The sequence below is a fragment of the Achromobacter sp. NCFB-sbj8-Ac1-l genome (assembly GCF_052695805.1).
In genome coordinates, this window is sequence record NZ_CP199812.1 from 2,699,622 (window position 1) to 2,724,078 (window position 24,457).

The following is a 24,457-nucleotide window of genomic DNA, read 5'->3' on the forward strand; positions in this document are numbered from 1 at the left end:
CGCCGTACCCCGGCGCCCGCCAACCGTCATGCTGCCGCGGGCATCCGGCCGTTCAGCAAGTAATCCATCAATTCCCGCACGCTGCGCATCGCATCGCCGAACGGCAGCCTGGACGCGCCGCGAAAGAACAGGCCGCGGCTGACTTCGCCGCGCATGGCGGCGGCCAGCTTCAGGTCGATGCAGAACTGGCCGAAGCGCGAGATGCCGTCGCGTATGCCGCACTGCGTCAGGCAGTCCATGCGCTGGCTGCACCGGCGCGGGTCGCAGCGGGCGCCGGCCTGCAGCGTCTTTTCCTGGCGCAGGTAGCGGGTCAGCCACGGCGTGGCGACGGCGCGGGCCGGCAGGCCGGCCACGCTGGTGAATTCGGCCAGCTTTGTCGGGTCGGCCTGCATCAGCACGCGCTTGAAGTTCTCGTGCGCGTCGCCTTCCTGCGTCACCGCAAAGGCCGTGCCGACCTGCACCGCATCGGCGCCGTTGGCCAGCCAGTGGCGCACCTGCTCGTGGCTGCCCACGCCGCCGGCCACGATCAGGCGCGGGGCGTCGCTACCCAGTTGCAGGTCATGGAACAGCTGATGGCATTCGCCCAGCACGCGCTTGAATTCGAAGCGCTCGTCGTGGATGTCGTCCAGGCGCGCGGCGCCCAGGTGGCCGCCCGCGTAGCCGGGGTGTTCGATGACGACGGCGTCGGCCATGCGGCCCTTTTTCATCCATTTCTTCAGCACGGCGGCCACGCCGCGCGCTTCGGACAGGATCGGCACCAGCGCCACCTTGGGGTAGTCGGCGGTCATGTCGGGCAGGTCCAGCGGCAGGCCGGCGCCCATGACGATGGCCTGGGCGCCGCTTTCGCAGGCCTGGCGCACCAGGGCGGGGTGGTCGCGCACGGCTTTCATCACGTTCACCGCCACCAGCCCGCGGCCTTGTGCCGTGTCCAGCGCGGCGCGCACTTCGCGGTGCAGGGCCACGCGGTTGGCGCTGTCGATGCGCTCGCGGTCACGGCAGTGTTCGGTCTGCTCGACCAGGTCGGGGTGGTGATGGCGCAAATCCACGCTGGCGATGGTGCCGACCGCATTCTGGCTGGCGACCGCGCCGGCCAGGCGGTGGGCGGATACGCCCACGCCCATGCCGCCCTGGACAATGGGCAGCAACTCGCGGCCGGCAAGGGTGAGAGATTTGAACCACGTCATGAATTCGCCTTTCTTAGGAACAGTGGTTCCGAGGCTAGAGCAAGGCGTGGCGCTGCGCTTTGCGCGGGATCAAGCGGGTGGGGGAAACGGCAGGGAGGGCGGCAGGGTTATTCGGGGACGCCGGCCGCCGGGCGGGGCCGGGGCGCAAGCGCCCCGACCGGACCCGCGCGTTACGCCACCAGCTTGACCAGCGCCGGCACCGTCAGCACGGCGGTGTAGTAGCCCATGAACTGCACGCCGGTATTGAAGCCGAACAGGCGCGACAAGAGGCCGCCGAACAGGCCCATGGTCAGGATCACCAGCAGGCCCAGGAACTGGCCTTCCCAGACGCTGATGACGATGATCAGACCGACGAAGGTGGCAATGATGGCCTCGTGGCTGACCTTGCGCGACACGAACAGCGCGGCGCGGCGCGCGAAGTTCATGGCGAACGGGTACGACACCACGGCCGCCAGCAACACCGCCAGCATGCCGTAGCCCAGGAATTCCCAGTGGTTCAGCAGGTTGTGCAGGTTGTGGGTTTCGCCGGTGGCCGCATCCACCGTGAAGCGGGGCGGGGCGTTGAACAGCGGCGCGGCGGGGCCGGCAGCCACCGGGCTGAGCGGCAGGCCGAAGGCGATCAGCGGAATCAGGGCCTCGGCGATGTAGGTCGCCTCGGTAACGCCGTTGCGCGCGCTGAGCACCGTGGTCAGGCGGTGGTAGGCATGCTTGATGCGCGAGCCGACCAGTTCGCCCAGCACCACGGTCATGGCGACCGGGCTGAACACGAAGGTGGCGCTGGAAATCGTGGCGGTGGCCAGCGTCCAGCGGGTCTGGATGCGGTCCATGACCTTGAGCGGGTTCGGAAAATAACCCGACCAGCCCTTAACGTCCGGCGCCAGCGAGAACGTGCGCACCTTGTCGCGCATCATCTTCGCGCGGCCCTGCGGCGCGATCACGGTGAACAGGTCGGCGATCAACGGGCCGATGGCAATGCCCAGGAAATAGCTGATGCTGAGCTTGACGCCGTACTTGGCCGTCAGGCTTTGCAGCGCCACGATCACCACCACGAAGGGCACCAGCAGCGCCACCGCGGCCCAGCGGCCGGCCGAGAAGTAGGCGATCAGCACGGCCGCGGCCAGGAAGATCCACGGCGCCGACTTGGTGATGGCGCCGCCGAACGGCGCCAGCAGCACGGCAAACAGCACCGCCAGCGGCACGGCCACGAAGGCCGCGACGATGGCGCCGGACACCATCTTGCGCAGCGCGATGTGCGGCACGCCCAGCTTGCGCAGCATGTTGGCGTCCTGCAGCAGTGGCGTGGCCAGCGTGTCGCCGGGGATGCCCAGCAGCGCGGTCGGCACGGCATGGGTCATGTGCTTGGCGACGGCGCCGGCCAGGAAGAACGTGAAGACGCCGGCGGGCGGCACGCCCAGCAGCACGACCAGCAGCGTCAGCGGGGCCAGCGTGGTGGTCTCGTCGGTGCCGGACACCAGGCCGATGGCGGCGAACACCACGGCGCCCAGCAGGCCCATGGCCGCGGCCACCATGATTTGTTCAAGCAGCGCGGGATCGCTCATGCCAGCACCTCTTTGGCGGCGCCTTGCGGCAGGTTGACGGCGGCGGGCGCGGGGGGCGGCGCGGCAAACAGTTCGTACAGGTCCAGTTCCTTCAGTTCCTGCACGACGGCGGGCGGCAGGTCCGCCAGCGTGCCCAGGCCGCCAGGTTGCGCGGCCAGTTCGGCCAGCACTTCGGCACGCCAGGCGGGATCGTGCGAGGCGCTGTGCTCGACCACTTCACGCTTGGGCGGGAACAGGCGTGCGCAGATCACGCCGGCCAGCACGCAGCCGGCCAGGCCTGCCAGCATGGCGTAGGCGTGGGCCAGTTCGGGCGAGGCCACGCGGGTGCGCAGCCAGCTGCTGGCGCTGTAAAAGCCCGCCACGCTGACGCCGATGCCGATGACGATCGCCCAGGCCAGGTGGCGCAGGTCGACCGTGTCGTTCCATACTTCGGCCAGGCGTCCGGCGGACGCCTTGCTGTCTCTATCCATGTCTGTCTCCTTGATGGATGGGCGGCGGCCAGGTCTGGCGCGCCGCCTCTGTTCTTGTGCGGCCGGCGGTGGGCCGCCGGCCGATGCCAGCCCCTAGGCCGGTTTACGCAGTTCCTCCAGCAGTGCCACGGCGCGGTCGGTGCGTACGTCGTGTTCCGCGGCCATGCGTTTGGCGATGGCGTCGATTTCGGCGCCGACGGCGCCTGCCGTCAGCGCGATGTTGCGCGCGTGCAGCGCCATGTGGCCGCGCTGGATGCCTTCGGTGGCCAGGGCGCGCAGCGCGCCCAGGTTCTGCGCCAGGCCGACGGCCACGGCAATCTCGCCCAGTTCCTGGGCCGAGCGTACCGCCAGGATCTTGAGCGCGATGCGCGCCAGCGGATGCGTCTTGGTGGCGCCGCCCACCAGGCCGACCGGCATCGGCATTTCCAGCGTGCCGACCAGGGCGCCCGAGGCATCCTTTTCCCAGTGCGTCAGCGACGTGTAGCGGCCGTCGCGGCAGGCGTAGGCGTGGGCGCCGGCTTCGACGGCGCGCCAGTCGTTGCCGGTGGCGACGATGACCGGGTCGATGCCGTTCATGATGCCCTTGTTGTGCGTGGCGGCGCGGTAGGGGTCGATGGCGGCGAAGGTGTAGGCGTCCAGCACGCCTTCGATGATCTCGGCGCCGCTGCGTTCCTTGGTGTCCAGCACGTCGGGGGTCAGGCGCACGCGGGCCCGCGACAGGCGCAGGTCGGCCAGGTTGGACAGGATGCGCAGGCGCACCGAGCCGCCGGTGATTTCCTCGACCAGCGGGGCCACGGCTTCGGCCATGGTGTTGACGGTGTTGGCGCCCATGGCATCGCGCACGTCCACGATCAGGTGCAGCACGATCATGGGGCCGCGCGGCGTGTCGGCGAACACGTGCACGTCAATGTCCTGGCAGCCGCCGCCCAGGCCGATCAGCACCTTGTCGCGGCTGTTGGCCAGCGTCACGATGCGCTCGCGTTCGCGCAGCAGCGCCAGGCGCGCGCCGTGCGGGTCGGTCAGGCCCAGCACCTGCACCTGGGCGCGCATCAGCGGCCGGGTGCTGGACGTTTCGAAGCCGCCGCCGCTGCGCGCCAGTTTGGCCATGAACGAGGCGGCCGCGACCACCGACGGCTCTTCCACCGCCATGGGCACCAGCACGTCGCGGCCGTTGATCTGGAAGTTGCCGGCCACGCCCAGCGGCAGCTCGAACGCGCCGATGACGTTTTCGATCATGCCGTCGGCGCGGTCCAGGCCCAGCGCGCCGGGTTCGGCCAGCAACTGGCGTTCTTCCGGCGTCAGGTCGGCGGCATCGGCGATGGCCGACAGGCGTTGGGCGGGGGTGAGGGCGCGGAAGTTCGGCAGGCGTGAATCGGCCACCATGGCATGTCTCCATATAAGAATCAGGTGGCCAGATTCTAGGTAAACTGTACCGGCATTCAGAGGTACAGTTTGGACGAACAGTACCATTGCACTGCACCAATTTTGGCCTGCTCCCGACTGGAATCCCACCCCGTGGACGACGACAATCCCCTGGGCCGCGCCCCGCGCGCCGCTCCCATCGCCGACAGCCTGGCCCGCCTGATCGGCCGCCAGATCGCCGACGGCGTCTACCGTCCGGGCGACAAACTGCCGTCGCTGCGCGAGCTGGCGCAATTGCATCGCTACGCCAAGAACACGGTGGTGGTGGCGTTTGAAATGCTGGTGGCGCGCGGGCTGGTCGAGCCACGCCGCGGGTCCGGCTTCTACGTGCTGGACACGGGCCCGGCGCAACGCGCGGCCGACGAAGAACCGGGCCAGCTCAGCCGCGCCATGGACATCGTCTGGCTGATGCGCGAACAACTGAAGACGCAGCCTGACGCCATCGCCGCGGGCGACGGCTTTCCGCCGGTGGAATGGCTGGCCGACATGCGCATGGACCGCTACCACCAGAAGGTGGTGCGCACGGGGCTGGGTACCTTGTTCCGTTACGGCAGCCGCTTCGGCTATGCGCCGCTGCGCGAAAGCCTGGTGCGCAAGCTGGGCGACGTGGGCATCAGCGCGGCGCCGTCGCAACTGGTGCTGACCCATGGCGCCAACGAAGCCATGGACCTGGTGATCCGCTACTTCCTGCCGCCGGGCGCGGCGGCGCTGGTGGACGACCCGGGCTACTACCCGCTGTTCGGCAAGCTCAAGCTGGCGGGCGTGCGCATGCTGGGCGTGCCGCGCCTGGCCGACGGCCCCGACCTGGCCGTACTGGAAGCCTTGCTGCAACGCGAGAAGCCGCGCCTGTTCTTCACCCAGTCGCTGGCGCATAACCCCACCGGGTCCGATATCTCGCCGGCCAAGGCCTACAAGCTGCTGCAACTGGCCGAACGCCATAACCTGGTCGTGGTCGAGAACGACCCCCTGGCCGACTTCAAGCCGACGTCGGCGGTGCGCATGTCGGCGCTGGACCAGCTGGAGCGCACGGTCTACATCGGCAGCTTTTCGAAGTCGTTTTCGGCGGCGTTGCGGGTGGGCTTCATCGCCTGCGGCGCGGCGCTGGCCAGTGACCTGGCCGACCTGAAGGCGCTGGTGCACGTCAGCAGTTCGGAATATTGCGAACGCATGGTGGATGTGATGCTGCGCGACGGCCATTACGAACGCCACCTGGTGCGGCTGCGCCAGCGCCTGGAAGCCGCCACCCGCAATGCGCTGCACGTGCTGGATGCGCTGGGGGCCGACGTGTACGTGCGGCCCACCCGTTCGCTGTATCTGTGGTCGGCGTTTCCCGGCGTGGAAAATTCACTGACGCTGGCGCAGGACCTGATGCCGGAAAAAGTCATCATGGCGCCCGGCCGCGTCTTCAGCGTGGACCCGACGGCGGTGTCGCCGTGGTCGCGCTGCAACGTGGGCGCGGTGGTGTCGCCGCGCTTCCAGACGGCGCTGGCGGCGCGGCTGGGCCAGTCCGGCCGGCGCCGCGTTCAGCGATAGGCGAACGGTTCGAACAGGCCCTGCAGCGTGGCCTGCGCGGGGGCGGTCAGGTGCCAGGCCGGCGCGGCGTCGGCGCTGGACCGCGCGCTTTGCACCGCAAAGCGTTTCACGCCGCGGCGCGCCAGTTCGCCGGCCAGGGCCAGCAGGCGGGTTTCGCTCAGCCAGTCCGGATGCCAGGTGATGCGGCATTCGAAATCCATGCCGGCCGTCAGCAATTGCGTCAGGCAGGCCTGGGCGGGGCGTTGCGAGTCGCGCCGGCCGGTGATGTCGTCATAGCCCTGCGCATCGGCCTTGATGTCCAGGCCCACCCAGTCCAGGTAACGCATGACATCGGCCAGGCGTAGCGGATAGATGCCGGCGGTGTGCAGGCCGATGCGAAAGCCCATGCGGCGCACTTCGCGGATCATCGAGGGCAGGCGCGGTTCGCTCAGCGGTTCGCCGCCGGAGAACACCACCGCGTCCAGCAAGCCCTGGCGGGTGTCCAGGAAGGCGCGCACGTCGCGCCAGTCATAGCGCGCGGCGCGGGTCTGCAATTCGGGGTTGTGGCAGTAGTGACAGCGCCAGGGGCAGCCGGCAATGAAGACCACGGCGGCCAGCGTGCCGGGCCAGTCCACGGTGGAAAACGGCGTCAGGCCGCCCACCGCCGGGCAATGGCGCGGCAGCGGCTGCGCCACCGGACGCGGCGGCGCGGCCCGGACTACGCGCAGTGCCTGGCGGCGCGCAGCCGGCGCGGCCGGGCGGCCGCCGGGCGCGTCAGGCACGCCGTTCGACGAAGAAGCGGCGTTCATTGAATTCGCCCTGTTTGCCGGTGTTGAAGGAAGAGACGGGGCGGTGATAGCCCATGACGCGGGTCCAGACTTCGCAACGCACCCGCTGGCTGTCGTCCAGGGGCAGGGCCTGCGGGGCGGTGGTTTCAGGAGAGATCAAGGTTTGCATGGCAGGTTCCTTGGTGTAGGGCCGGGCGGGGATCGTCCGGTGAAAAAATTCAAGCGGGCGTGCAGCACGCCGTCTGTTTGGCTTGCAGTTCGGCATCGCACTTCGGGCAGAACTCGTGGTGCCCGGCCAGGTAGCCATGGTTGGGGCAGATCGAGAACGTGGGCGTGACGGTGATGTAGGGCAGCCGGAAGTTCGACAGCGCGCGCCGCACCAGCGCCTTGCAGGCCTCGGCCGACGACACGGCCTCGTTCATGTACAGGTGCAGCACGGTGCCGCCGGTGTACTTGCCTTGCAGCGCTTCCTGCAGCGACAGCGCTTCGAACGGGTCGTCGGTGTGGCCCACGGGCAGTTGGCTGGAATTGGTGTAGTAGGGCTGGGCCGCGGTGCCGGCCTGCAGGATGTCGGGCCAGCGCTTTCTGTCTTCGCGGGCGAAGCGGTAGGTGGTGCCTTCGGCCGGCGTGGCCTCCAGGTTGTAGAGGTGGCCGGTTTCTTCCTGGAACTGCGTCATGCGCTGACGCACCCGGTCCAGGAGGCGCACGGCCAGCGCGTGGCCGGCGGGCGTGGTGACGTCGTCGGTGTCGCCGCTGAAGTTGCGGATCATCTCGTTGATGCCGTTCACCCCCAGCGTGCTGAAGTGGTTGCGCAGCGTGCCCAGGTAACGCCGGGTGTAGGGATACAGGCCCTGGTCGATATAGCGCTGCACCACTTTGCGCTTGGTTTCGAGCACGTCGCGGCCCAGCCCCAGCAGGTGGTCCAGGCGCGCCATCAGCGCGGCCTCGTCGCCTTTGCAGGTATGCCCCAGGCGGGCGCAGTTCACCGTCACCACCCCGACCGATCCGGTCTGCTCGGCCGACCCGAACAGGCCGTTGCCGCGCTTGAGCAGTTCGCGCAGGTCCAGTTGCAGGCGGCAGCACATGGATCGCACCATGTGCGGTTCCAGGTCGGAATTGAGGAAGTTCTGGAAGTAAGGCAGCCCGTAGCGCGCCGTCATCTCGAACAGGCGCGTGGTGTTGGGGTGGTCCCAGTCGAAGTCGGGCGTGATGTTGTAGGTGGGAATGGGGAAGGTGAAGACGCGTCCCTTGGCGTCGCCGGCCATCATCACGTCGATGTAGGCGCGGTTGATCATGTCCATTTCGACCTGCAGATCGCCGTAGGCAAAGGGCATTTCCTCGCCGCCCACGTAGGGAATCTGGTCCTTCAGGTCGGCCGGGCAGGTCCAGTCGAAGGTCAGGTTGGTGAAGGGCGTCTGCGTGCCCCAGCGGCTGGGCACGTTCAGGTTGTAGATCAGTTCCTGCATGGCCTGCTTGACCTCGGCATAGGTCATCGCGTCGCGGCGGATGAAGGGCGCCATGTAGGTGTCGAACGAACTGAACGCCTGGGCGCCGGCCCATTCGTTCTGCAACGTGCCCAGGAAATTCACGATCTGGCCGATGGCGGCCGACATGTGGCGCGGCGGCGTGGATTCGACCTTGCCGGGAATGCCGTTGAAGCCTTCGGTCAGCAACTGGCGCAGCGACCAGCCGGCGCAATAGCCGCTGAGCATGTCCAGGTCGTGGATGTGGAGGTCGCCTTCGCGGTGGGCGCGGCCGGCCTCGGGGGTGAAGACGTTGGACAGCCAGTAGTTGGCGGTGACCTTGCCGGCCACGTTCAGGATCAGTCCGCCCAGGCTGTAGCCCTGGTTGGCGTTGGCGTTGACGCGCCAGTCGCGCTGTTCCAGGTATTCCTCCATGGCGCTTTCCACGTCCACCAGCGTGTGGCGCAGCGCGCGCAGGCGGGCGTGCTGTTCGCGGTACACGATGTAGGCGCGGGCGGTGCGCCAGTAGCCGGCGCGCACCAGGGTTTCTTCGACCTGGTTCTGGATGGTCTCCACGCCCGGGCAGACATTGCCGTCGGCGGCCAGCGCGTCGATCACGGCGGCGGTCAGCGCCAAGGCGATGTCGGCGTCCAGTTCGCCCGTGCTGCGGCCGGCGGCGGCGATGGCCGCGGCGATCTTGGCGTGGTCGAATTCCACGACCCGGCCGTCGCGCTTGAGGATGTGTTCGAGTTGCATCGCTGGCACCATATGTTGTGGGGTGAGAAAACTCTACCACCACCTATGGTGCTCAATGCGACTTGGCCGCGCTGTTTGTCGGCCGGGTTTGATGCGGGTCAAATGGCGCCGGGCGGCCCCGCGCCGGCGCAATTGGACGGCGTCAGCCTAGAACCCGAAGCTGATGCCCGCGAGGGAAATCACCACCGCCAACGCCGCGGTGCCCATCGCCGGGCGCGGCGCCCACGACAGCATGCCGACCCAGAGCAGCGCGCCGGCCGACAGCCAGCCCAGCCAGGCCACCACGCCCACGGTGTTGCCCCACAGGCCCACGCAGGGCAGCAGCGCCAGCAGCAGCAGCAGGATGCCGGCGCCGCGCAGCACGCGGGTGTGGCCGGCCTTGGGGTCGCGGCCCCAGACCTGATCGTAGTGGCGCGGCATGGCAAGGCTGAGGCAGGCCATGCCGGAATAGGTCAAGAGCAGCGCCATGGCGATGCCGAATGCGTCGTTCAGATTCATGCTGCGGCTTCCTGTTGCGCGCGGGTCTTGCGCGGCGGGGGCGCCGACAAGGGGCTGTTGCGCAATCGTATCGCAGCCCAGCCGGCGGCCAGGCCCGTGGCCATGGCGGTGAGTTCGACGCCGGCGCTTTCCCAGTCGCCGCGGCCGATCTGCGCCAGCGGATGATCGCCCAGCGTCACCAGCGACAGCACGGGCAGCAGCAGGCACAGCGCTGCCAACAGACCCAGTTGCCCGATCCAGGCGCGCCGCGGCGTGCACAGCCAGGCATGCGCCAACGTCAGCGCCCACACGATGAAGAACACGCGCACTTCCCAGCCCGCGCGCTGCGGCAGCGACACAGGCAAGAGGCGGTTGGCCCACAGATAGGCGATGCAGGCGATGGCCAGCCCCGCCAATGCCGCCACGTTCAGGCCTTCGATCAGGCGGTAGACGCGCGCGGTGGCGGCGCCGAATTCGTTGCCCATTTTGGCGCGGCGCTTGACCATGAACAGCACGGCGCCCGTGCCCATCATGGCGGCGCCGGCCAGGCCGCACAGGAAGTACAGCCACTTCATGGCCGCGCCGCCGAACTTGACCATGTGCAGGTCGGACATGACCTGGCGGGTCAGCGACGCGCTGCCGCCATGCACGCCGCCGGGCGGACGCATGCGCAGCACTTCACCGGTCGCGCCGGAAAACTCCACCATGCCCGTGGTGTTGCTGATCGAGCGGTAGGTGTCGGCGTCTTCGTTCCAGCCATACACGCCGATGCGCATGGCGCCGTCTTCGGGGTTGTTGATGACGATGGCGCGGGCGCTCTGGCCGATCATCTGCTCGGCGCGGGCGACCAGCGGCTCCAGGGCCGGCGTGGCCAGGGGCGTGCCGGTGGGCGCGGGTTTGTCTTCGCCCATCAGCTCGGCCAGGTACTGGCGCGACGCTTGCGTGCCGGACCCATAGGCCGCCACCATCGGCGCGGGCATCAGCGTCACGCTCGAGATGACGATGCCGGTGTAGACGATCATGAACTGGAATGGCAGCGTCAGCACCGCGGTCGCGTTGTGGGCGTCCAGCCACGAACGCTGGCCTTTCTTGACGCGGAAGGTGAAGAAGTCCTTGAAGATGCGCTTGTGCGTGACCACGCCGGACACCATCGCCACCAGCATCGCCATGGCCGCGAAGGCCACGATCCACAGACCGACGGGATCGGTGTGCAGGGTGTAGTGGAAGTCGACGAAGTGCGTGCCGCCGATCGTGGCGCGGGCGGCGCCGTGGGAATCCTCGGCGAGTGCCTGGCCCGTGTCGGGATCCAGCTCGGCGTCGGCGTATTGGCCGTTCTTGTCGAACCAATAGGCCACCAGGCCATTGTCGTGAAAGCGGTCGACCGGCCAGATCTCCCACATGCCGGCGCCCGCGTGGTGGCGCGACATGTATTGCACGGCCAGTTCCAGCCGGCGTTCACGGTTGACGGGGGCGGGCGTCTGCTGCGCGTCCCGGGCTTCGGCGGCGTGATGCTCGGGTGTCATCCAATGCGTGATGGCCTCGGAAAACACCGCCAGCGTGCCGGTCAGGAAGACCGCGAACAGCAGCCAGGAAAACCACAGGCCGACCCAGGTGTGCAGCCAGGCCATGGATAAGCGGAAACCGGATTTCAGAACGAGCCTCTTTATTGTCGACGCGGCCACAGACGGGGCGCGGGGCATTTTATTGAGAATGGTTCCGATTCTAGTCTAAATGGGGTCGGAGTGGGGCGGGCCGCAGCGATGTGCGGCCCGGTTTTCCTGGCAGGGATACACCGGCCAAAGGCCGGCGGCGTCGCGAGAAGCGCGGTCTGTCAGGGGATGGCGGCGTCAAGCCCGCGGGGTGACGAAACCGCCTGCCCAGGCCTCAGTCCAGCTTGATATCGGCGCGCCGACCCACTTCGCCAAACGTGCGCAGTTCGTCTTCCATGCGGGCCTTGAAGGCCGGGCTGGGCAGGTATACGGGTTCAAGCGCCAGATCGGTGATCGCGCGGCGCACCTGCGGGTCCTGCATGATGTCGGACACGGCGGCGTTCAGCGTATCCAGCACCGGGGCGGGCGTGCGGGCCGGCGCCACCAGGCCGTACCAGCCCACCATCGACACGCTGGGCAGGCCGCTTTCGATGAAGGTGGGCACGTCGGGCAATTGCGGCACGCGGTGCTCGCCGGTGACGGCCAGGGCGCGCACCTTGCCGGCCTTGACCTGCGGCGCGGCGGACGACACCGTATCCACGCCCAACGCGATCTCGCCGCCGATGAGCGCGGTGATGAACTGTGCGCTGCCCTTGTAGGGCACCGGCGTCATCTTGGCGCCGGCGGCTTCGGCGAACATTTCGCCCACCAGGTGCGGCGCGGATCCCGGGCCGAAGGTGCCGTACATCAGGCCGCCGCTGGCGCTCTGGCGACGGGCCAGTTCGGCGGCTTCCTGGGCGGTGTGGGCCGCCACGCTGTTCTGCACCAGCAGCACCACGGGCGCCAGGGCCACGATGGCGATGTGTTCGAAGCTGCTGCGAGGGTCGTAGGGCAGCGAAGGTTTCAGCGCCGGCAATACCGTGTACGTGGTGCTGCCCGACAGCAGCAGCGTGTAGCCGTCGGGCTGGGCCCGCGCCACGGCGTCGGCGCCGATGACGGTCGAGGCGCCCGGGCGGTTTTCGACGATGACGGCCTGGCCGAGCTTGCCCGACAGTTTGTTGGCCAGCAGGCGGGCCACGGCGTCGGTGGCGCCGCCGGGCGTGAAGGGCACGACCAGCTTGATGGCCTGTTCGGGATAGGCGGCGCGGGCGTCGTGGGTCCAGGTGGTGGCAAGCAGGGTCGCCGCGAGCAGGGCGGCGGCGGACAGGCGGTTCAGCGTAGGGGCAGTCATGGACGGGTCGAAGATCGTGGGGAAATCGGTCAGGCGGCAGGCGCGGCTTTCTGGCGCAGGGCCGCGCCCTGGTCGCCCAGGTCCCAGAACAGGCCCGCCATGATCGCCAGCCCTTCGCGCGCCACGCTGCCCAGCAGGTGTTCGTTGGGCGCATGCTGCGCGCAGGCCGGATACGAATGCGGCACCCACAGGGTGGGCAGGCCGAGCTGGTCGGCAAAGATGTCGTTGGGCAGCGAGCCGCCCAGGTTGGGCAAGAGCGCCGGGCGCCGGCCCGTGGTGCGTTCCAGCGAGGCCGCGGCCCAGCGCACCCAGGCGTTGTCGGGCGACAGGCGGGTGGCGCCGGCCTGCATGCCCACGCGAATCTTCACGTCGGGGAAGCCCGCCTGGTCCAGGTGCGCGCGCACGTGCGATTCCAGCGCCTTCCAGTCGGTGCCCACCACGAAGCGCAACTGGCACCAGGCGACGGCCTCGGGCGGAATGGCGTTGACCGGCTTGGCCGGGTCGCCCGCGCCAAAGGTCAGCACGTCCAGGCTGTTCCAGCCGAACACCTTTTCCGGCGCCGACAGGCCCGGTTCGCCCCAGTACGCGTTGATCTCGGGGTCGTCCGCGCCGCCGCCCACTTCCAGGTCGGCCAGCGCCGCGGCCACGGCTGGCGGGATGGGGGGCGGGCGCAGGCCCTCGACCTGGATGCGGCCGCGGGCGTCCACCAGCGAGGCGATGGCGTGCGACAGCACGATGGCGGGGTTGGCCAGCAAGCCGCCCCAGTTGCCCGAGTGATAGCCGCGTTCACGCGCGCGCAGCGACAGTTCGAAATTCACCGCGCCGCGCGAGCCCATGAACAGCGTGGGACGCGCGGCGTTCAGGCGCGGTCCGTCGCTGGCGATGAACACGTCGGCCGCCAGCGTCTCGCGGTGTGCTTCGCAGAACGCCGCCAAGCCGGGCGAGCCGGCTTCTTCGCCGGTCTCGATCAGCCAGGTGTTATTGAAGCCCAGCGTGCCGCCGCGCGCCCGCAGGGTCTGGCGCAGGGCGGACAAATTGATGCTGTGCTGGCCCTTGTTGTCGGCGGTGCCGCGGCCGTACCAGCGGTCGCCGTCGACCTGCAGGCGCCAGGGGTCGCGGCCCGCGTCCCACTTGGCCGCGTTGCCGCGCACCACGTCGCCATGGCCGTACATCAGCACCGTTGGCAGCGCCGGGTCTTCGATGCGCCGCGCCACCAGGATGGGCAGGTCCATGCCCGCCGGGTTGGGATGCACCTGACAGGAAAAGCCCAGTTCGGTCAGCGCCGGCACCAGGTTGTCGTTCAGGTAGGCATGCTGGCGCGGGCCCTGGTCGGGCACTTCGCTTTCGGTCTGGTAGGCGACGCGGCCGGCCAGCTCGGCCAGGAGGGAACCGTCGTCATAGGCTTGGGTGGCATGCTGGATGGCTTGTTCGCGGGTCACTGCGGTCTCGGGGTAGGCGGCGAAGGCACAAAGTTATTACGGCTGGTCGCGTGCCACAATTAGATATTTCGCATATGAGCATTGCCATTTAGGCATGGATTGGGCGCGTTTCCCCGAGGGCGGGTCTTGCGGGGCGCTGCCGCGCGGGGTGCTGCGGGGGCACGTTGCGGGTAATCCATGACGGACGGGCGATGGACGATCTGCGATGACGGCGTTGCCATGACGAGGTTGCCATGATTTCACTTGGTCTGAGATATTTCCTGGAAGTTGCGCGCGGCGGCTCCATCGCTGCGGCGGCCGCCGCGCTGCACGTGGCCGCCTCGGCGGTCAGCCGCCAGATTTCCAAGCTGGAAGATGAACTGGGCGTGGCGCTGTTCGAGCGCCGGGCGCGCGGCATGGCGCTCAGCGAAGCCGGCCTGCAACTGGCCGCGTACGCCAACGCGGCCGAGCTGGAAGCCGAACGCGTGGCCAGCGGCCTGCGCCAGCGCAACGCGTTGGGCGATGTCACCATCCGCGTGGCCTGCACCGAGGGCTTTGCCCACGGCTTTCTGCCCATGTGCATGGCCGACTTCAAGCGCCGCCACCCCGAAGCGCGCTTTCACCTGCGGGTCGAGCACCCCGAAGAGGTCAACCGCCACGTGCTGGAAGGCCTGTCGCAGATGGCCTTGCGCTATACCGTGGCGCAGGACGATCGCCTCAAGACCGAGCTGCTGTGCCGCGCCCCGGTCTACGCCATCATGTGCCGCCGCCACCCGCTGGCCACCCGCCGCAGCATCGGCATGCGCGACCTGACCCAGGTGCCGCTGTCGCTGGGCGACCCGGGCACGACCGTGCGCCAGCTGTTCGACGCCGCCTGCGCCAATGCCGGCCTGCACATCGAACCGGCCTACGTGTCCAACCATTCGGCGGCCTTTCTGCCGATGCTGCCCGGCAGCCAGATCGTGGCCCTGTCGGGGTATCTGACGTTGATGGGGCAGATGGACAGCGCGGGGCTGGTGGCCGTGCCGTTCAGCAATCCGGAAATGCGCCAGCGCAGCATCCAGGTGGTGACGCTGCAAGGGCGCACCTTGCCGCCGCTGGCGCGGGAGTTTCTGGGGTTGCTGGCGGAACGCTTGAATGCGGCGCCGCGGGCGCCGGAGGGGGAACGGGGTGGGCGTGATTAGAAGAGGGCTGCCTGCGCCGTTGCGGTCTCGAATTTCAAGATGAGGTTCTCCTTTGGGATTGGGGTTTCCTGGACGTGAGAGGGGTCTCGTGAAAGATCGATACGGCGAGCTCAGCCTGCGGCCGCATCCACATCAAAGAACCCCACCGGCACATGGGCGGTCAGCCAGACGCCGTTGTCCGCCTGGAAAAACACGTGTCCCGCCTGCCGCATCCGGTCGGCGGCGATCTTCAACACCACGGGTTTGCCATAGCGTTGCCCCACCGACACGGCGGTGGTGATGTCTTGAGACAGATGCACGTGGTGCCGGCTTCCGGGGATCAGGCCTTGTTGCTGGATCGATTCAAGAAAGCGCGTGGCGGTGCCGTGATACAGGAACGGCGGCGGTTCTTTTTCGATGTGCTGGATGTCGACGCTATCGCTGGTGTGCCCCTGCACGGCGCGTATGCGGGCGCCGTCCGGCGAGATCGAAAAGCGCTTTTTGTCGTTGTCACGCACGACGTCCGCGATCAGGTCCCGGTCCAGGCGGCGGCCGTGTTGGGCTGCGGCGGCAATGAGCTGATCGATGTCGGCCCAGCCTTCCTGGTCGAGTGCCAGGCCGATGGATTCGGGCGCGTGGCGCAGGATATAGCTGAGAAACTTGCTGGTGTCGGTATTCTTTTTGTTATGCATTTTTTATTGTTATTGATTGTGCGCCGGCAACTTGAATGTGCCGACTGCGCATGATTTTACAGGAGACCTCATGGACCCCCGCAAGCAACTGCTGGAAAAGCTTGAAGCCCTGGATGCGCTGGACGATGCGCATTTTCCGGTGGTGACGCTGGATGAATACTTCACCGGCAACGACCAGGAAGAATCCATCGCGCCGAATCAGTGGGAGTACGGACGCCCGCCGATCCGCGAGATCCATGCGCATTTCCAGGCCATCGCGCAGCGGCCTGACGTGCAGGGCGTCTATGTCGGCCTGCACCAGGATTGGAGCATGGCGCTGGAGGGCGACGATTGGCCCGCCGCCGAAAACATCCACGTGATTTCGTCGGCCCCGCAGGAAACGGCCGAGCAATGGCTCGAAGGGCTGGAGGCGGACGGCCTCATCGTCGGCTGGCCCTATGGCAAGCACGCGGCAGCGCCCGAGCCGGGTGCGGGGTTCCACATCTATACGGTGTGCTGGGACTGACTCCAGTTTCTGCCTGGCGGGAAACAAGAAAGAGCCTCAAATTGAGAACAAAGGGTCTCAATTTGAGGCGTTTTGCATGGGAGAGGCCGTTCTTTTGCGTCAAACTCATCTTGAGAACGAAAGGACTCATTTTGAGAACAAACAGACTCAAAAAGAGTACACTCATCTGAGCTAGTCCTACTGCGGGAGCAGACCATGAGTGACAAACAGGACGCTTTGACGGCGCTTTTTCCGGCGACTTTGCGTAAAAAGCTACTGACGCTGATTTTCCTGAGGCCGGACGAAGAATTCCATGCGGGCGAATTGGCTCGCTTGCTTGACGTGTCGCGTGGGGCATTGGCCCGCGAACTGATCGATATGACGGCGGCCGGCGTCCTGGCGCGGGCGCGCCGTGGCAACCAGGTGCTTTACCGGGCCAATCACGACGTGCATTTCTTTCCCGAACTACGGCGGTTGATTCAACAGTTGGCGGGCGCGGTGCCTGCATTGAAGCAGGCCGTTGAGGCCTACGCTGACGACATCGACATCGCGTGCGTATTTGGGTCGATGGCGCGGGGCGACGCCGGTCCCGATAGCGACATCGACCTGTTGCTGGTCGGAGACCGAATTACAGGGCGCATCAAGGCCGAACTGAGAGTGGCCATGACAGACGCCGGCCGCGCATTGGACATCCTGGACCTGACGCGGGCCCAGTATGCCGAGCTGTTGGATCAAGATAGTCCGTTTATCCGTGAGGTGCTCGATGGGCCTCTCATCATGCTGATAGGGAAGAAGGAATTGCTCCATCCCCCTCATCCCGGCCGCCTCACCGCCCGCCCGCGCCACCCCGCCACCCGCAGCCGCATCCTTTCCAACGCCAGATAAACGATCGGCGTCGTATACAGCGTCAGGAACTGGCTGATCATCAGCCCGCCCACAATCGCCACGCCCAGTGGCCGGCGCAGTTCCGAGCCTTCGCCCATGCCCAGCACCAGCGGCAGCGCGCCTAACAGCCCGGCCAGGTTGGTCATGACGATGGGGCGCAGGCGCAGCAGGGCGGCGCGGTGGATGGCTTGCTCCGGGGTCAGCCCTTCGCGGCGTTCCAGGCTCAGCGCGAAGTCGATCATCAGGATCGCGTTCTTCATCACCACGCCCACCAGCAGGAACAGCCCCAGCAGCGCGATCAGCGTGAATTCGATGTTGGCCAGGCGCAGTGCGAGCAGCGCGCCCACGCCAGCGGATGGCAGGGTCGACAGGATGGTCAGCGGATGCAGCGGGCTTTCGTACAGGATGCCCAGCACCAGGTAGATGGCCACCAGTACGCCCAGGATCAGCCAGGGCTGGTCCTGCAGGCTTTGCTGGAAGCTGCGGGCGTCGCCGCCCAGGCGGGTCTGGATGTGGGCGGGGACCATCAGCTTGGCCATGGCGGCGTCGATGGCGGCCAGACCCTGTTGCAGCGACACGCCTTCGGCCAGCGAAAAGCCCACCCCCACGGCGGCGAACAGGCCGTCGTGAAAGACGCGGTCGTTGACCAGGCCGTGTTCATAGGTGGCGAAGGCCGTGAGCGGCACGCGGCTGCCGTCGGCGGCCACGACCTGTACGCGTTCCAGTACCTCGGGGTCTTCGGTGTAGCGCGGGTCCAGTTCGAGCACCACGCGGTACTGGTTCATGGGGTCGTACAGGGTGGCGACCTGGCGCTGGCTGAACGAATTGCTGAGCACGCTGCTGATCGTCTGCATGTCCACGCCCAGGCGCTGGGCGGCGCTGCGGTCGATGTGGATGACCACCTGCTGGGTGGCGGCGTCGCCGACCGCGTCGACGTCGCGCAGTTCGGGGATGTCCTGCATGGCGCGGGAAATGCGGCGCGACCATTGCCGCAGGGCGGGCACGTCGCTGGCCATGATGGCCAGTTCATGGTCGCCGGAATTGCCGAAGCCGCCGGGCATGCGCAGGTCCTGGTCGACGTTCAAAAAGAACATGCCGCCGGGCACGGGCGGGGCGTTGGCGCGCAGCCAGTTGATGACCTGGGCCGACGATTCGGCGCGTTCGGCGGCCGGTTTGAGGCGGATGAGAAAGAGCGAGTTGCTGATGCCCAGGCTGCCGCCGTTGTAGCCGATGACGTCCTGCACGGCCGGGTGCCGCAGCACCAGTTGCCGGTAGACGTCGATCTTGGGCTGCATGACCTGGAACGAGAAGCCGTCGTCGCCGCGTACGAAGCCCACGAGCTGGCCGGTGTCCTGCTGCGGCAGGAAGCCCTTGGGCGCCTGGGCATACAGATAGACGTTCAGGCCGATGACGCCGGCCAGCAGCAGCAAGGTCAGGCGGGCATGGCCCAGCACGCGCGCCAGCGATACGCCATACCAATGGTGCACGCGGCGGAAGACGGCGCGCAGGCGCGAGGGGCGGGCGGCCACGGGGGGCGCCGGCCGCAGCCAGCGCGCGCACAGGCTGGGAATGATGGCGACCGACACCACCAGCGAGATCACGATGGCCGCGACCAGGGTGATGGAGAATTCGCGGAACAGGCGTTCCACCAGGCCGCCCATGAACAGGATCGAGACGAACACGACGGACAGCGCCAGGGTCATGGCGACCAGGGTGAAGCCCACTTCGCGCACGCCGCGCAGCGCGGCCTGGCGCGGAGCCAGCCCGCGTTCCAGGTGGCGGGTGATGTTCTCCAGCACGACGATGGCGTCGTCGACCACCAGGCCGGCGGCCACGATCAGCGCCATCAGCGACAGGTTGTTGAGCGAGAAGCCCCACAGGTACATGACGGCGAAGGTGGCGATGAGGCAGACGGGGATGGCCACGCTGGGGATGGCGGCGGCGCGCGCGCTGCCCAGGAACAGCCAGACCACCAGGATGACCAGGCCCACGGCCAGCGCCAGGGTGAGGTGGGCTTCGCGCAGGGTGGCGTGGATGCCGGGCGAGCGGTCCAGCACCACGGTCAGGTCGACGTCGGCGGGCATCAGCGCGCGCAGGCCGGGCAGGGCCTGGTTGATGGCGGCGATGGTCTCGATGATGTTGGCGCCGGGCTGGCGGCTGATGGTCAGCACGACCGATGGGTTGTGGTTGTGAAAGCCGCTGCTGTAGCGGTTTTCGACCGAATCGCTGACCTTGGCGACTTGCGCCAGGCGGGTGGTGGCGCCGTCCTGGTGGCGCACGATCAGGCCGTTGTAGTCGTGGGCGGTGCGCGGCTGGCCGGGCGTGCCGACTTCCCAGCGCTGGCCGGGCGAGTCCAGCTGGCCCTGCGGGCCCATGGGGGCGGCGTTGGCGATGGCCTGGCGCAGGTCGTCCAGGGCGATGCCGTAGTGGGCCAGGGCGTTGGGGTTGACCTGCACCCGCACGGCCGGCAGCGAGCTGCCGCCCAGCGTCACTTCACCCACGCCGACGACCTGCGAGATCTTCTGCGCCAGCACGGTGGCGCCCAGGTCATACAGCTGCCCCGCGGGCCGGGTGGGCGAGCTGAGCGCCAGCGCCATGATGGGCGCTTGCGACGGGTTGATCTTGCGGTAGGTGGGGTTGCCCGGCATGCCGGACGGCAGCTCGGCGCGGGCGGCGTTGATGGCGGCCTGCACGTCGCGCGCGGCTTCGTTGATGTTGCGGTCCAGGGCGAATTGCAACAGCACGCGGGTGGCGCCCTGGTTGCTGGACGAGCTCATCGCGCTGACGCCGGCAATGGCGCCCAGCGCGCGCTCCAGTGGGGCAGCCACGGTGCTGGCCATGCTTTCGGGGCTGGCGCCGGGCAGTTCGGCGCGCACCTCGATGGTGGGAAAGTCCACCTGCGGCAGCGGCGCCACGGGCAGGAGGCGCCAGGCCACCGCGCCCAGCAGCGTCAGGGCCACCGCCAGGAAAATGCAGGCGATGGGTCGGTGCAGCAGCGCGCGGATCATGGCGCCGGCCGGTCGGCGGCGGCCGGGGCGGCGGCGCGGCGGCGCTGGCCCAGCCGGTGGAAGAACAGATAGACGGCCGGCGTGGTGAACAGCGTCAGCACCTGGCTGACCAAGAGGCCGCCCACCATGACCCAGCCCAGCGGTTGGCGCAATTCGGCGCCGGACCCGGTGGCCAGCATCAGCGGCAGGGCGCCGAACAGCGCGGCCAGGGTGGTCATCAGGATCGGCCGCAGACGCAGCAGCGCGGCTTCGCGGATGGCGGCCTGCGGCGCCAGGCCGCGGGTGCGCTCGGCTTCCAGCGCGAAGTCCACCATCATGATGCCGTTCTTCTTGACCAGGCCGATCAGCAGGATGATGCCGATGACGGCGATCAGGTCCAGCGGCCGGCCGGTCAACAGCAGCGCCAGCAGCGCGCCCACGGTGGCGGACGGCAGCGTCGACAGGATGGTGATCGGGTGGATGGCGCTTTCATAGAGCATGCCCAGCACCAGGTACATGGTGACCACGGCGGCCAGCATCAGCCACAAGGTGTTGGACAGCGAGGCCTGGAAGGCCGATGCCGCGCCTTGCAGCCGCAGTTCGACGCTGGGCGGCATGGCGATGTCCTGCCGCGCGGCCTCGATGGCGGCGATGGCCTCGCCCAGCGAGCCGCCCGGCGGCAGGTTGAACGACAGGTTGACGGCCGGAAACTGCGACAGGTGGTTCACCGCCAGCGGCACCGCGCGTTCGCTGACGCTGGCCAGGGCCGACAGCGGAATGGCCTGGCCGTCCTTGCTTTGCAGGTGGATGCGTTCGAGTGCGTCGGGGCTGGCGGCCAGGCGACGGTCCACTTCCAGCACCACGCGGTACTGGTTCGACTGCGTGAACAGCGTGGCGACCTGGCGCTGGCCGAAGGCGCTGTACAGCGCCTGGGCGACGTCGTCCAGCGTCACGCCCAGGCGGGCGGCGGCGTCGCGCGACACGTCCAGGTAGGCCTGGCGGCCATCGCCCTGCAGGTCGGACGAGATGTCGGCCAATTGCGGCGCGGCAGCCAGCCGCTGGGTCAGCGCGGCGCTCCAGCGGGCCAGCAATGCGCTGTCGGGCGAGGTCAGCGTGAACTGGTACTGGCCGCGGCTGACGCGGTCTTCGATGTTCAGTTCCTGCACCGGTTGCAGGAACAGGGAAATGCCCTGCACCTGGCGGGCCCGCGCGTCCAGCCGCGCCATGATGTCGGCCAGCGGCGCGCTGCGCTCGCTCCAGGGTTTCAGGTTGACCAGCAGGCGGCCGGTGTTCAGCGTGGCGTTCATGCCGTCGATGCCGATGAAGGACGACAGGCTGGCCACGTCGGGGTCGCCCAGCAGGCTTTGCGCCAGCGCCTGCTGGCGCCGCGACATGGCCTCGAACGAAGTGCTTTGCGCGGATTGGGTCACCCCTTGCAGCACGCCGCCGTCCTGCACCGGGAAAAAGCCCTTGGGCACGGCCAGGTACAACACGCCCGTCAGCGCGACCGTGGCCAGCATCGCCAGCAGGGTCAGGCGCTGGTGGCGCAGGGTGGCGTCGAGCCAGCCGGCGTAGCGTTGCTGCAGGCGGTCCAGCAGGCCGGGCGGGCGCTCGGTGTGGGCGGGCAGGAGGCGCGCGCACATCATCGGCGTCAGCGTCAGCGACACCGCCAGCGATATCAGGATGGCCACGGCCAGCGTGATGGCGAACTCGCGGAACAGGCGGCCGACCACGTCTTCCATGAACAGCAGCGGGATCAGTACGGCGATCAGCGACAGGGTCAGGGACACCAGGGTGAAGCCGATCTGCCCGGCGCCCTTGAGCGCGGCGGACATCGGGCTGTGGCCCTGTTCACGATAGCGGGCGATGTTCTCGAGCATGACGATGGCGTCGTCCACCACGAAGCCGGCGCCGATGGTCAGCGCCATCAGCGTCAGGTTGTTGGTGGAAAACCCCGCCAGGTGCATGAAGCCGAACGTGCCGATCAGCGACAGCGGCACGGCCAGGCTGGGAATCAGCGTGGCCGGCAGGTTGCGCAGGAACAGGAAGGTGACCAGCACCACCAGGCCCACGGCAAAGGCCAGTTCCCATTGCACCCCCCGTACGGATGCGCGGATGCTCTCGGTGCGGTCGGTCAGGATGCGCACCTGCACCGCGGCGGGCAGGCTGGCGGTCAGTTGCGGCAGCAACGCCTTGACCTGGTCGGCCACGGCGATGACGTTGGCGCCCGGCTGGCGCTGGATGTTCACCAGCACGGCGGGCTGGCGGTCGACCCAGGCGGCCAGGTAGCGGTCTTCGGCGCCGTCTTCCACCGTGGCCACGTCGCCCAGCCGCACCGGCGCACCGTTGCGCCAGGCCACGATCAGGTCGCGGTATTCCTGGGCGCTTTGCAACTGGTCGTTGGCGTCCATGATGACCGAACGCACCGGGCCGTCGAAGCTGCCCTTGGGTTGATTGGAGTTGGCCTTGGCGATCGTGTCGCGCAGGTCCGACAGTTGCAGCCCGCGCGCGGCCAGCGCCATCGGGTTGGCCTGGACCCTGACGGCGGGCCGCTGGCCGCCGGCCAGGCTGACCATGCCCACGCCGGACAACTGCGCCAGGCGCTGGGTCATGCGGGTGTCGACCAGGTCGTAGACCTGCGGCAACGGCAACGAATCGGACGTGACGGCCAGCGTCAGGATGGGCACGTCGGCCGGGTTGACCTTGCGGTACACCGGCGGGGTCGGCAGGTCATCGGGCAACAGCGAGCCGCTGGCGCTGATGGCGGCCTGCACTTCCTGTTCGGCCACGCCCAGCGACACGTCCAGCGAGAACTGCAGCGTGATCACCGAGATGCCGCTGCCGCTGGACGACGACATCTGCGAAAGGCCTGGAATCTGGCCGAAGCGGCGCTCCAGCGGCGCGGTGACGGCGCGGGCGGTGACGTCGGGGCTGGCGCCGGGGTAGGGCGTGGTGACCTGGATGATGGGGTAGTCCACCTGCGGCAGCGCCGCCACGGGCAGCAGGCGCCAGGCCAGGATGCCCGACAGCAGCAGCGCGAGCATCAGGAAGGCGGTGGCGACGGGGCGCAGGATGAAGGGGCGGGACAGGCTCATGGGGGGCGTCTCAGTCCTGGGTATCCACGACCTGCACGCCGCGGCCGTCGTGCAGGCGGTCCACGCCTTCGACCACGACGCGCTCGGCGGGCGCCAGGCCCGACACGACGGTGACGCGGCCGGCGTTGGCGCGGCCCAGGGTGAGTTCGCGGCGGGCAGCCTTCAGGTCGTTATCGATGACGAAGACGAAGGCGCCTTCGGTGCCGTATTGCACCGCGGCCGTGGGAATGGACAGCACGTCTTCGTGCTGCGCCAGGGCCAGCCGGATATTGACGAACTGGTTGGGGAACAGCGATTCGTCGGCGTTCTCGAACCGCGCGCGCAGCTTGACGGTGCCGCTGGCGGCGTGGATCCGGTTGTCCAGCGCCTGTAGCGTGCCCTCGGCCAGCAGGCGACGGTCGTCGGCGTCCCAGGCCTGCACGCGCAGCTCGGTGCCGTCGGCCCGGGCCTGCGCCTGCCGCAACAGGTCCAGCCGGGTCTCGGAGAGGGCGAACAGCGCCGAGATCGGCTGCATCTGCACCAGCGTGGTCAGGCCGTCGGCATCGGTGGCGCGGACGTGGTTGCCGGCGTCGACGCGGCGCAGGCCGATGCGGCCGTCCTGCGGCGCCGTGATACGGGTCTGGGCCAGCAGACGGCGCGCGTCGGCCACACGGGCGGCCAGGCGTTGGCGCTGGGCGGCGTAGCCGCGCACCAGCGCCTCGGCGGTGTCCAGTTGCTGGCCCGCCACGGCGTCCTGGCGGGCCAGCGTGCGGTAGCGGTCCAGATCGATGCGGGCGTTGTGCAGCAGCGCATCGGTATGCGCCAGCTCGCCTTCGGCCGCGGCCAGGGCGGCCTGGTAGGGGCGCGGGTCGATCTCGGCCAGCAACTGGCCGCGCTGCACCGCCTGGCCCTCGGTGTAGTGCAACTGCTGCAACTGGCCGTCCACCTGGCTGCGCAAGACCACCTGCGCCAGCGGGGTGATGGTGCCCAGGGCATGCAGGTCCAGCGGCAGCGGCCCGCTGCGCGCGGCGGCGACGCTGACGGCCACGGGCTGCTGGTCGTAATTGGGGATGGCGGGGGCGCGTGGGCCCGGCGACAGGGTACGCCACGCGCCCCAGGCGGCCAGGGCGATCGCGAGCAAGGCGGCGGCCCACGCCAGCGCCTTGGCGCGGCTTTTTTCAGGCGGGCGATGACGGGGGGAAACGGAGCCCGCGGGCAGGGGCAGGGACATCGGTACTGCCAG

General features: G+C 68.5%; 19 protein-coding genes. 4 read left to right on the forward strand and 15 right to left on the reverse strand.

Annotation, left to right across the window (positions count from 1 at the left end; genetic code table 11):
- Positions 1-26 precede the first annotated feature (26 nt).
- The 4 genes from ACUDP5_RS12460 to ACUDP5_RS12475 form a co-directional block, all read right to left on the reverse strand.
- A complete protein-coding gene (locus ACUDP5_RS12460) occupies positions 27-1,184 on the reverse strand; it encodes a nitronate monooxygenase family protein (RefSeq protein ID WP_263912611.1) in 1,158 nt (385 codons plus the stop codon).
- 170 nt (positions 1,185-1,354) lie between these two features.
- Positions 1,355-2,743 (reverse strand): tripartite tricarboxylate transporter permease, encoded by a 1,389-nt coding sequence (locus ACUDP5_RS12465; RefSeq protein WP_025137710.1) that lies wholly within the window; start codon positions 2,741-2,743, stop codon positions 1,355-1,357.
- Positions 2,740-3,213 carry a hypothetical protein gene (locus tag ACUDP5_RS12470; protein ID WP_445658881.1) on the reverse strand — a complete coding sequence of 158 codons (474 nt, stop codon included), beginning with the start codon at positions 3,211-3,213 and terminating at the stop codon, positions 2,740-2,742. The genes ACUDP5_RS12465 and ACUDP5_RS12470 overlap by 4 nt, the downstream gene beginning before the upstream one ends.
- A gap of 93 nt (positions 3,214-3,306) precedes the next feature.
- A complete protein-coding gene (locus ACUDP5_RS12475; protein ID WP_445658882.1) occupies positions 3,307-4,596 on the reverse strand; it encodes a hydroxymethylglutaryl-CoA reductase, degradative in 1,290 nt (429 codons plus the stop codon).
- Between the two features lie 132 nt (positions 4,597-4,728).
- Between ACUDP5_RS12475 and ACUDP5_RS12480 the strand changes: the two genes are divergently transcribed.
- On the forward strand, positions 4,729-6,168 hold the full coding sequence (locus ACUDP5_RS12480) for an aminotransferase-like domain-containing protein (protein WP_263912615.1): 1,440 nt from the start codon (positions 4,729-4,731) through the stop codon (positions 6,166-6,168).
- On the opposite strand, the gene ACUDP5_RS12485 is transcribed toward ACUDP5_RS12480, so the two are convergent.
- The 7 genes from ACUDP5_RS12485 to ACUDP5_RS12515 all read right to left on the reverse strand — a co-directional run bounded on the left by ACUDP5_RS12485 (position 6,159) and on the right by ACUDP5_RS12515 (position 13,950).
- Positions 6,159-6,956 (reverse strand): anaerobic ribonucleoside-triphosphate reductase activating protein, encoded by a 798-nt coding sequence (locus ACUDP5_RS12485; protein WP_445658883.1) that lies wholly within the window; start codon positions 6,954-6,956, stop codon positions 6,159-6,161. The two genes, ACUDP5_RS12480 and ACUDP5_RS12485, sit on opposite strands and share 10 nt — an antisense overlap.
- The gene (gene nrdD, locus ACUDP5_RS12490) at positions 6,922-7,104 is read right to left on the reverse strand and encodes an anaerobic ribonucleoside-triphosphate reductase (RefSeq protein WP_445658884.1); all 183 of its coding nucleotides are present in this window, start codon (positions 7,102-7,104) and stop codon (positions 6,922-6,924) included. The genes ACUDP5_RS12485 and nrdD overlap by 35 nt, the downstream gene beginning before the upstream one ends.
- A gap of 49 nt (positions 7,105-7,153) precedes the next feature.
- Complete coding sequence (locus ACUDP5_RS12495) at positions 7,154-9,154, reverse strand: ribonucleoside triphosphate reductase (RefSeq protein WP_445658885.1); 2,001 nt, start codon at positions 9,152-9,154, stop codon at positions 7,154-7,156.
- A gap of 147 nt (positions 9,155-9,301) precedes the next feature.
- Entirely contained in the window at positions 9,302-9,652 is a 351-nt protein-coding gene (locus ACUDP5_RS12500) for a DUF3325 domain-containing protein (protein ID WP_263912619.1), read from the reverse strand.
- Positions 9,649-11,259, reverse strand: coding sequence for a PepSY-associated TM helix domain-containing protein (locus ACUDP5_RS12505; RefSeq protein ID WP_445658886.1), 1,611 nt, complete (start codon positions 11,257-11,259; stop codon positions 9,649-9,651). The genes ACUDP5_RS12500 and ACUDP5_RS12505 overlap by 4 nt, the downstream gene beginning before the upstream one ends.
- Before the next feature lie 256 nt (positions 11,260-11,515).
- Positions 11,516-12,511, reverse strand: a complete 996-nt coding sequence (locus tag ACUDP5_RS12510) for a Bug family tripartite tricarboxylate transporter substrate binding protein (protein ID WP_445658887.1) — start codon at positions 12,509-12,511, stop codon at positions 11,516-11,518.
- Positions 12,512-12,540: 29 nt separating this feature from the next.
- Positions 12,541-13,950 (reverse strand): M20 family metallopeptidase, encoded by a 1,410-nt coding sequence (locus ACUDP5_RS12515; protein ID WP_445658888.1) that lies wholly within the window; start codon positions 13,948-13,950, stop codon positions 12,541-12,543.
- A gap of 233 nt (positions 13,951-14,183) precedes the next feature.
- On the opposite strand from ACUDP5_RS12515, the gene ACUDP5_RS12520 reads away from it, so the two are divergent.
- Positions 14,184-15,113, forward strand: a complete 930-nt coding sequence (locus tag ACUDP5_RS12520; protein ID WP_445658889.1) for a LysR family transcriptional regulator — start codon at positions 14,184-14,186, stop codon at positions 15,111-15,113.
- A 110-nt stretch (positions 15,114-15,223) separates the two neighbouring features.
- Here the strand turns inward: ACUDP5_RS12520 and ACUDP5_RS12525 are convergent, their stop codons facing one another.
- On the reverse strand, positions 15,224-15,784 hold the full coding sequence (locus ACUDP5_RS12525) for an RNA 2'-phosphotransferase (protein WP_445658890.1): 561 nt from the start codon (positions 15,782-15,784) through the stop codon (positions 15,224-15,226).
- Positions 15,785-15,854: 70 nt separating this feature from the next.
- On the opposite strand from ACUDP5_RS12525, the gene ACUDP5_RS12530 reads away from it, so the two are divergent.
- Both ACUDP5_RS12530 and ACUDP5_RS12535 read left to right on the forward strand, forming a co-directional pair.
- Positions 15,855-16,289, forward strand: coding sequence for a hypothetical protein (locus tag ACUDP5_RS12530; RefSeq protein WP_445658891.1), 435 nt, complete (start codon positions 15,855-15,857; stop codon positions 16,287-16,289).
- 195 nt (positions 16,290-16,484) lie between these two features.
- Complete coding sequence (locus ACUDP5_RS12535; RefSeq protein WP_445658892.1) at positions 16,485-17,153, forward strand: nucleotidyltransferase domain-containing protein; 669 nt, start codon at positions 16,485-16,487, stop codon at positions 17,151-17,153.
- Here the strand turns inward: ACUDP5_RS12535 and ACUDP5_RS12540 are convergent.
- Genes ACUDP5_RS12540 through ACUDP5_RS12550 form a run of 3 tightly spaced genes read right to left on the reverse strand, consistent with a single transcriptional unit; the run spans position 17,081 to position 24,445 of the window.
- Entirely contained in the window at positions 17,081-20,161 is a 3,081-nt protein-coding gene (locus ACUDP5_RS12540; RefSeq protein WP_445658893.1) for an efflux RND transporter permease subunit, read from the reverse strand. The genes ACUDP5_RS12535 and ACUDP5_RS12540 overlap by 73 nt on opposite strands.
- The gene (locus ACUDP5_RS12545; protein WP_445658894.1) at positions 20,158-23,235 is read right to left on the reverse strand and encodes a multidrug efflux RND transporter permease subunit; all 3,078 of its coding nucleotides are present in this window, start codon (positions 23,233-23,235) and stop codon (positions 20,158-20,160) included. Before ACUDP5_RS12545 ends, ACUDP5_RS12540 begins: the two co-directional genes overlap by 4 nt.
- Before the next feature lie 10 nt (positions 23,236-23,245).
- Positions 23,246-24,445 (reverse strand): efflux RND transporter periplasmic adaptor subunit, encoded by a 1,200-nt coding sequence (locus ACUDP5_RS12550; RefSeq protein WP_445658895.1) that lies wholly within the window; start codon positions 24,443-24,445, stop codon positions 23,246-23,248.
- Between the last annotated feature and the right edge of the window lie 12 nt (positions 24,446-24,457).

What these genes read in the sequence shown, in the direction of transcription:
- ACUDP5_RS12495 (WP_445658885.1), bottom strand. Translation starts at nt 9,154, where the DNA reads ATGCAACTCGAACACATCCTCAAGCGCGACGGCCGGGTCGTGGAATTC.
- ACUDP5_RS12465 (WP_025137710.1), bottom strand. Translation starts at nt 2,743, where the DNA reads ATGAGCGATCCCGCGCTGCTTGAACAAATCATGGTGGCCGCGGCCATG.
- ACUDP5_RS12545 (WP_445658894.1), bottom strand. Translation starts at nt 23,235, where the DNA reads ATGAGCCTGTCCCGCCCCTTCATCCTGCGCCCCGTCGCCACCGCCTTC.
- ACUDP5_RS12540 (WP_445658893.1), bottom strand. Translation starts at nt 20,161, where the DNA reads ATGATCCGCGCGCTGCTGCACCGACCCATCGCCTGCATTTTCCTGGCG.
- ACUDP5_RS12470 (WP_445658881.1), bottom strand. Translation starts at nt 3,213, where the DNA reads ATGGATAGAGACAGCAAGGCGTCCGCCGGACGCCTGGCCGAAGTATGG.
- ACUDP5_RS12485 (WP_445658883.1), bottom strand. Translation starts at nt 6,956, where the DNA reads ATGAACGCCGCTTCTTCGTCGAACGGCGTGCCTGACGCGCCCGGCGGC.
- ACUDP5_RS12525 (WP_445658890.1), bottom strand. Translation starts at nt 15,784, where the DNA reads ATGCATAACAAAAAGAATACCGACACCAGCAAGTTTCTCAGCTATATC.
- nrdD (WP_445658884.1), bottom strand. Translation starts at nt 7,104, where the DNA reads ATGCAAACCTTGATCTCTCCTGAAACCACCGCCCCGCAGGCCCTGCCC.
- ACUDP5_RS12505 (WP_445658886.1), bottom strand. Translation starts at nt 11,259, where the DNA reads ATGGCCTGGCTGCACACCTGGGTCGGCCTGTGGTTTTCCTGGCTGCTG.
- ACUDP5_RS12475 (WP_445658882.1), bottom strand. Translation starts at nt 4,596, where the DNA reads ATGGTGGCCGATTCACGCCTGCCGAACTTCCGCGCCCTCACCCCCGCC.
- ACUDP5_RS12460 (WP_263912611.1), bottom strand. Translation starts at nt 1,184, where the DNA reads ATGACGTGGTTCAAATCTCTCACCCTTGCCGGCCGCGAGTTGCTGCCC.
- ACUDP5_RS12520 (WP_445658889.1), top strand. Translation starts at nt 14,184, where the DNA reads ATGATTTCACTTGGTCTGAGATATTTCCTGGAAGTTGCGCGCGGCGGC.
- ACUDP5_RS12530 (WP_445658891.1), top strand. Translation starts at nt 15,855, where the DNA reads ATGGACCCCCGCAAGCAACTGCTGGAAAAGCTTGAAGCCCTGGATGCG.
- ACUDP5_RS12550 (WP_445658895.1), bottom strand. Translation starts at nt 24,445, where the DNA reads ATGTCCCTGCCCCTGCCCGCGGGCTCCGTTTCCCCCCGTCATCGCCCG.
- ACUDP5_RS12535 (WP_445658892.1), top strand. Translation starts at nt 16,485, where the DNA reads ATGAGTGACAAACAGGACGCTTTGACGGCGCTTTTTCCGGCGACTTTG.
- ACUDP5_RS12510 (WP_445658887.1), bottom strand. Translation starts at nt 12,511, where the DNA reads ATGACTGCCCCTACGCTGAACCGCCTGTCCGCCGCCGCCCTGCTCGCG.
- ACUDP5_RS12500 (WP_263912619.1), bottom strand. Translation starts at nt 9,652, where the DNA reads ATGAATCTGAACGACGCATTCGGCATCGCCATGGCGCTGCTCTTGACC.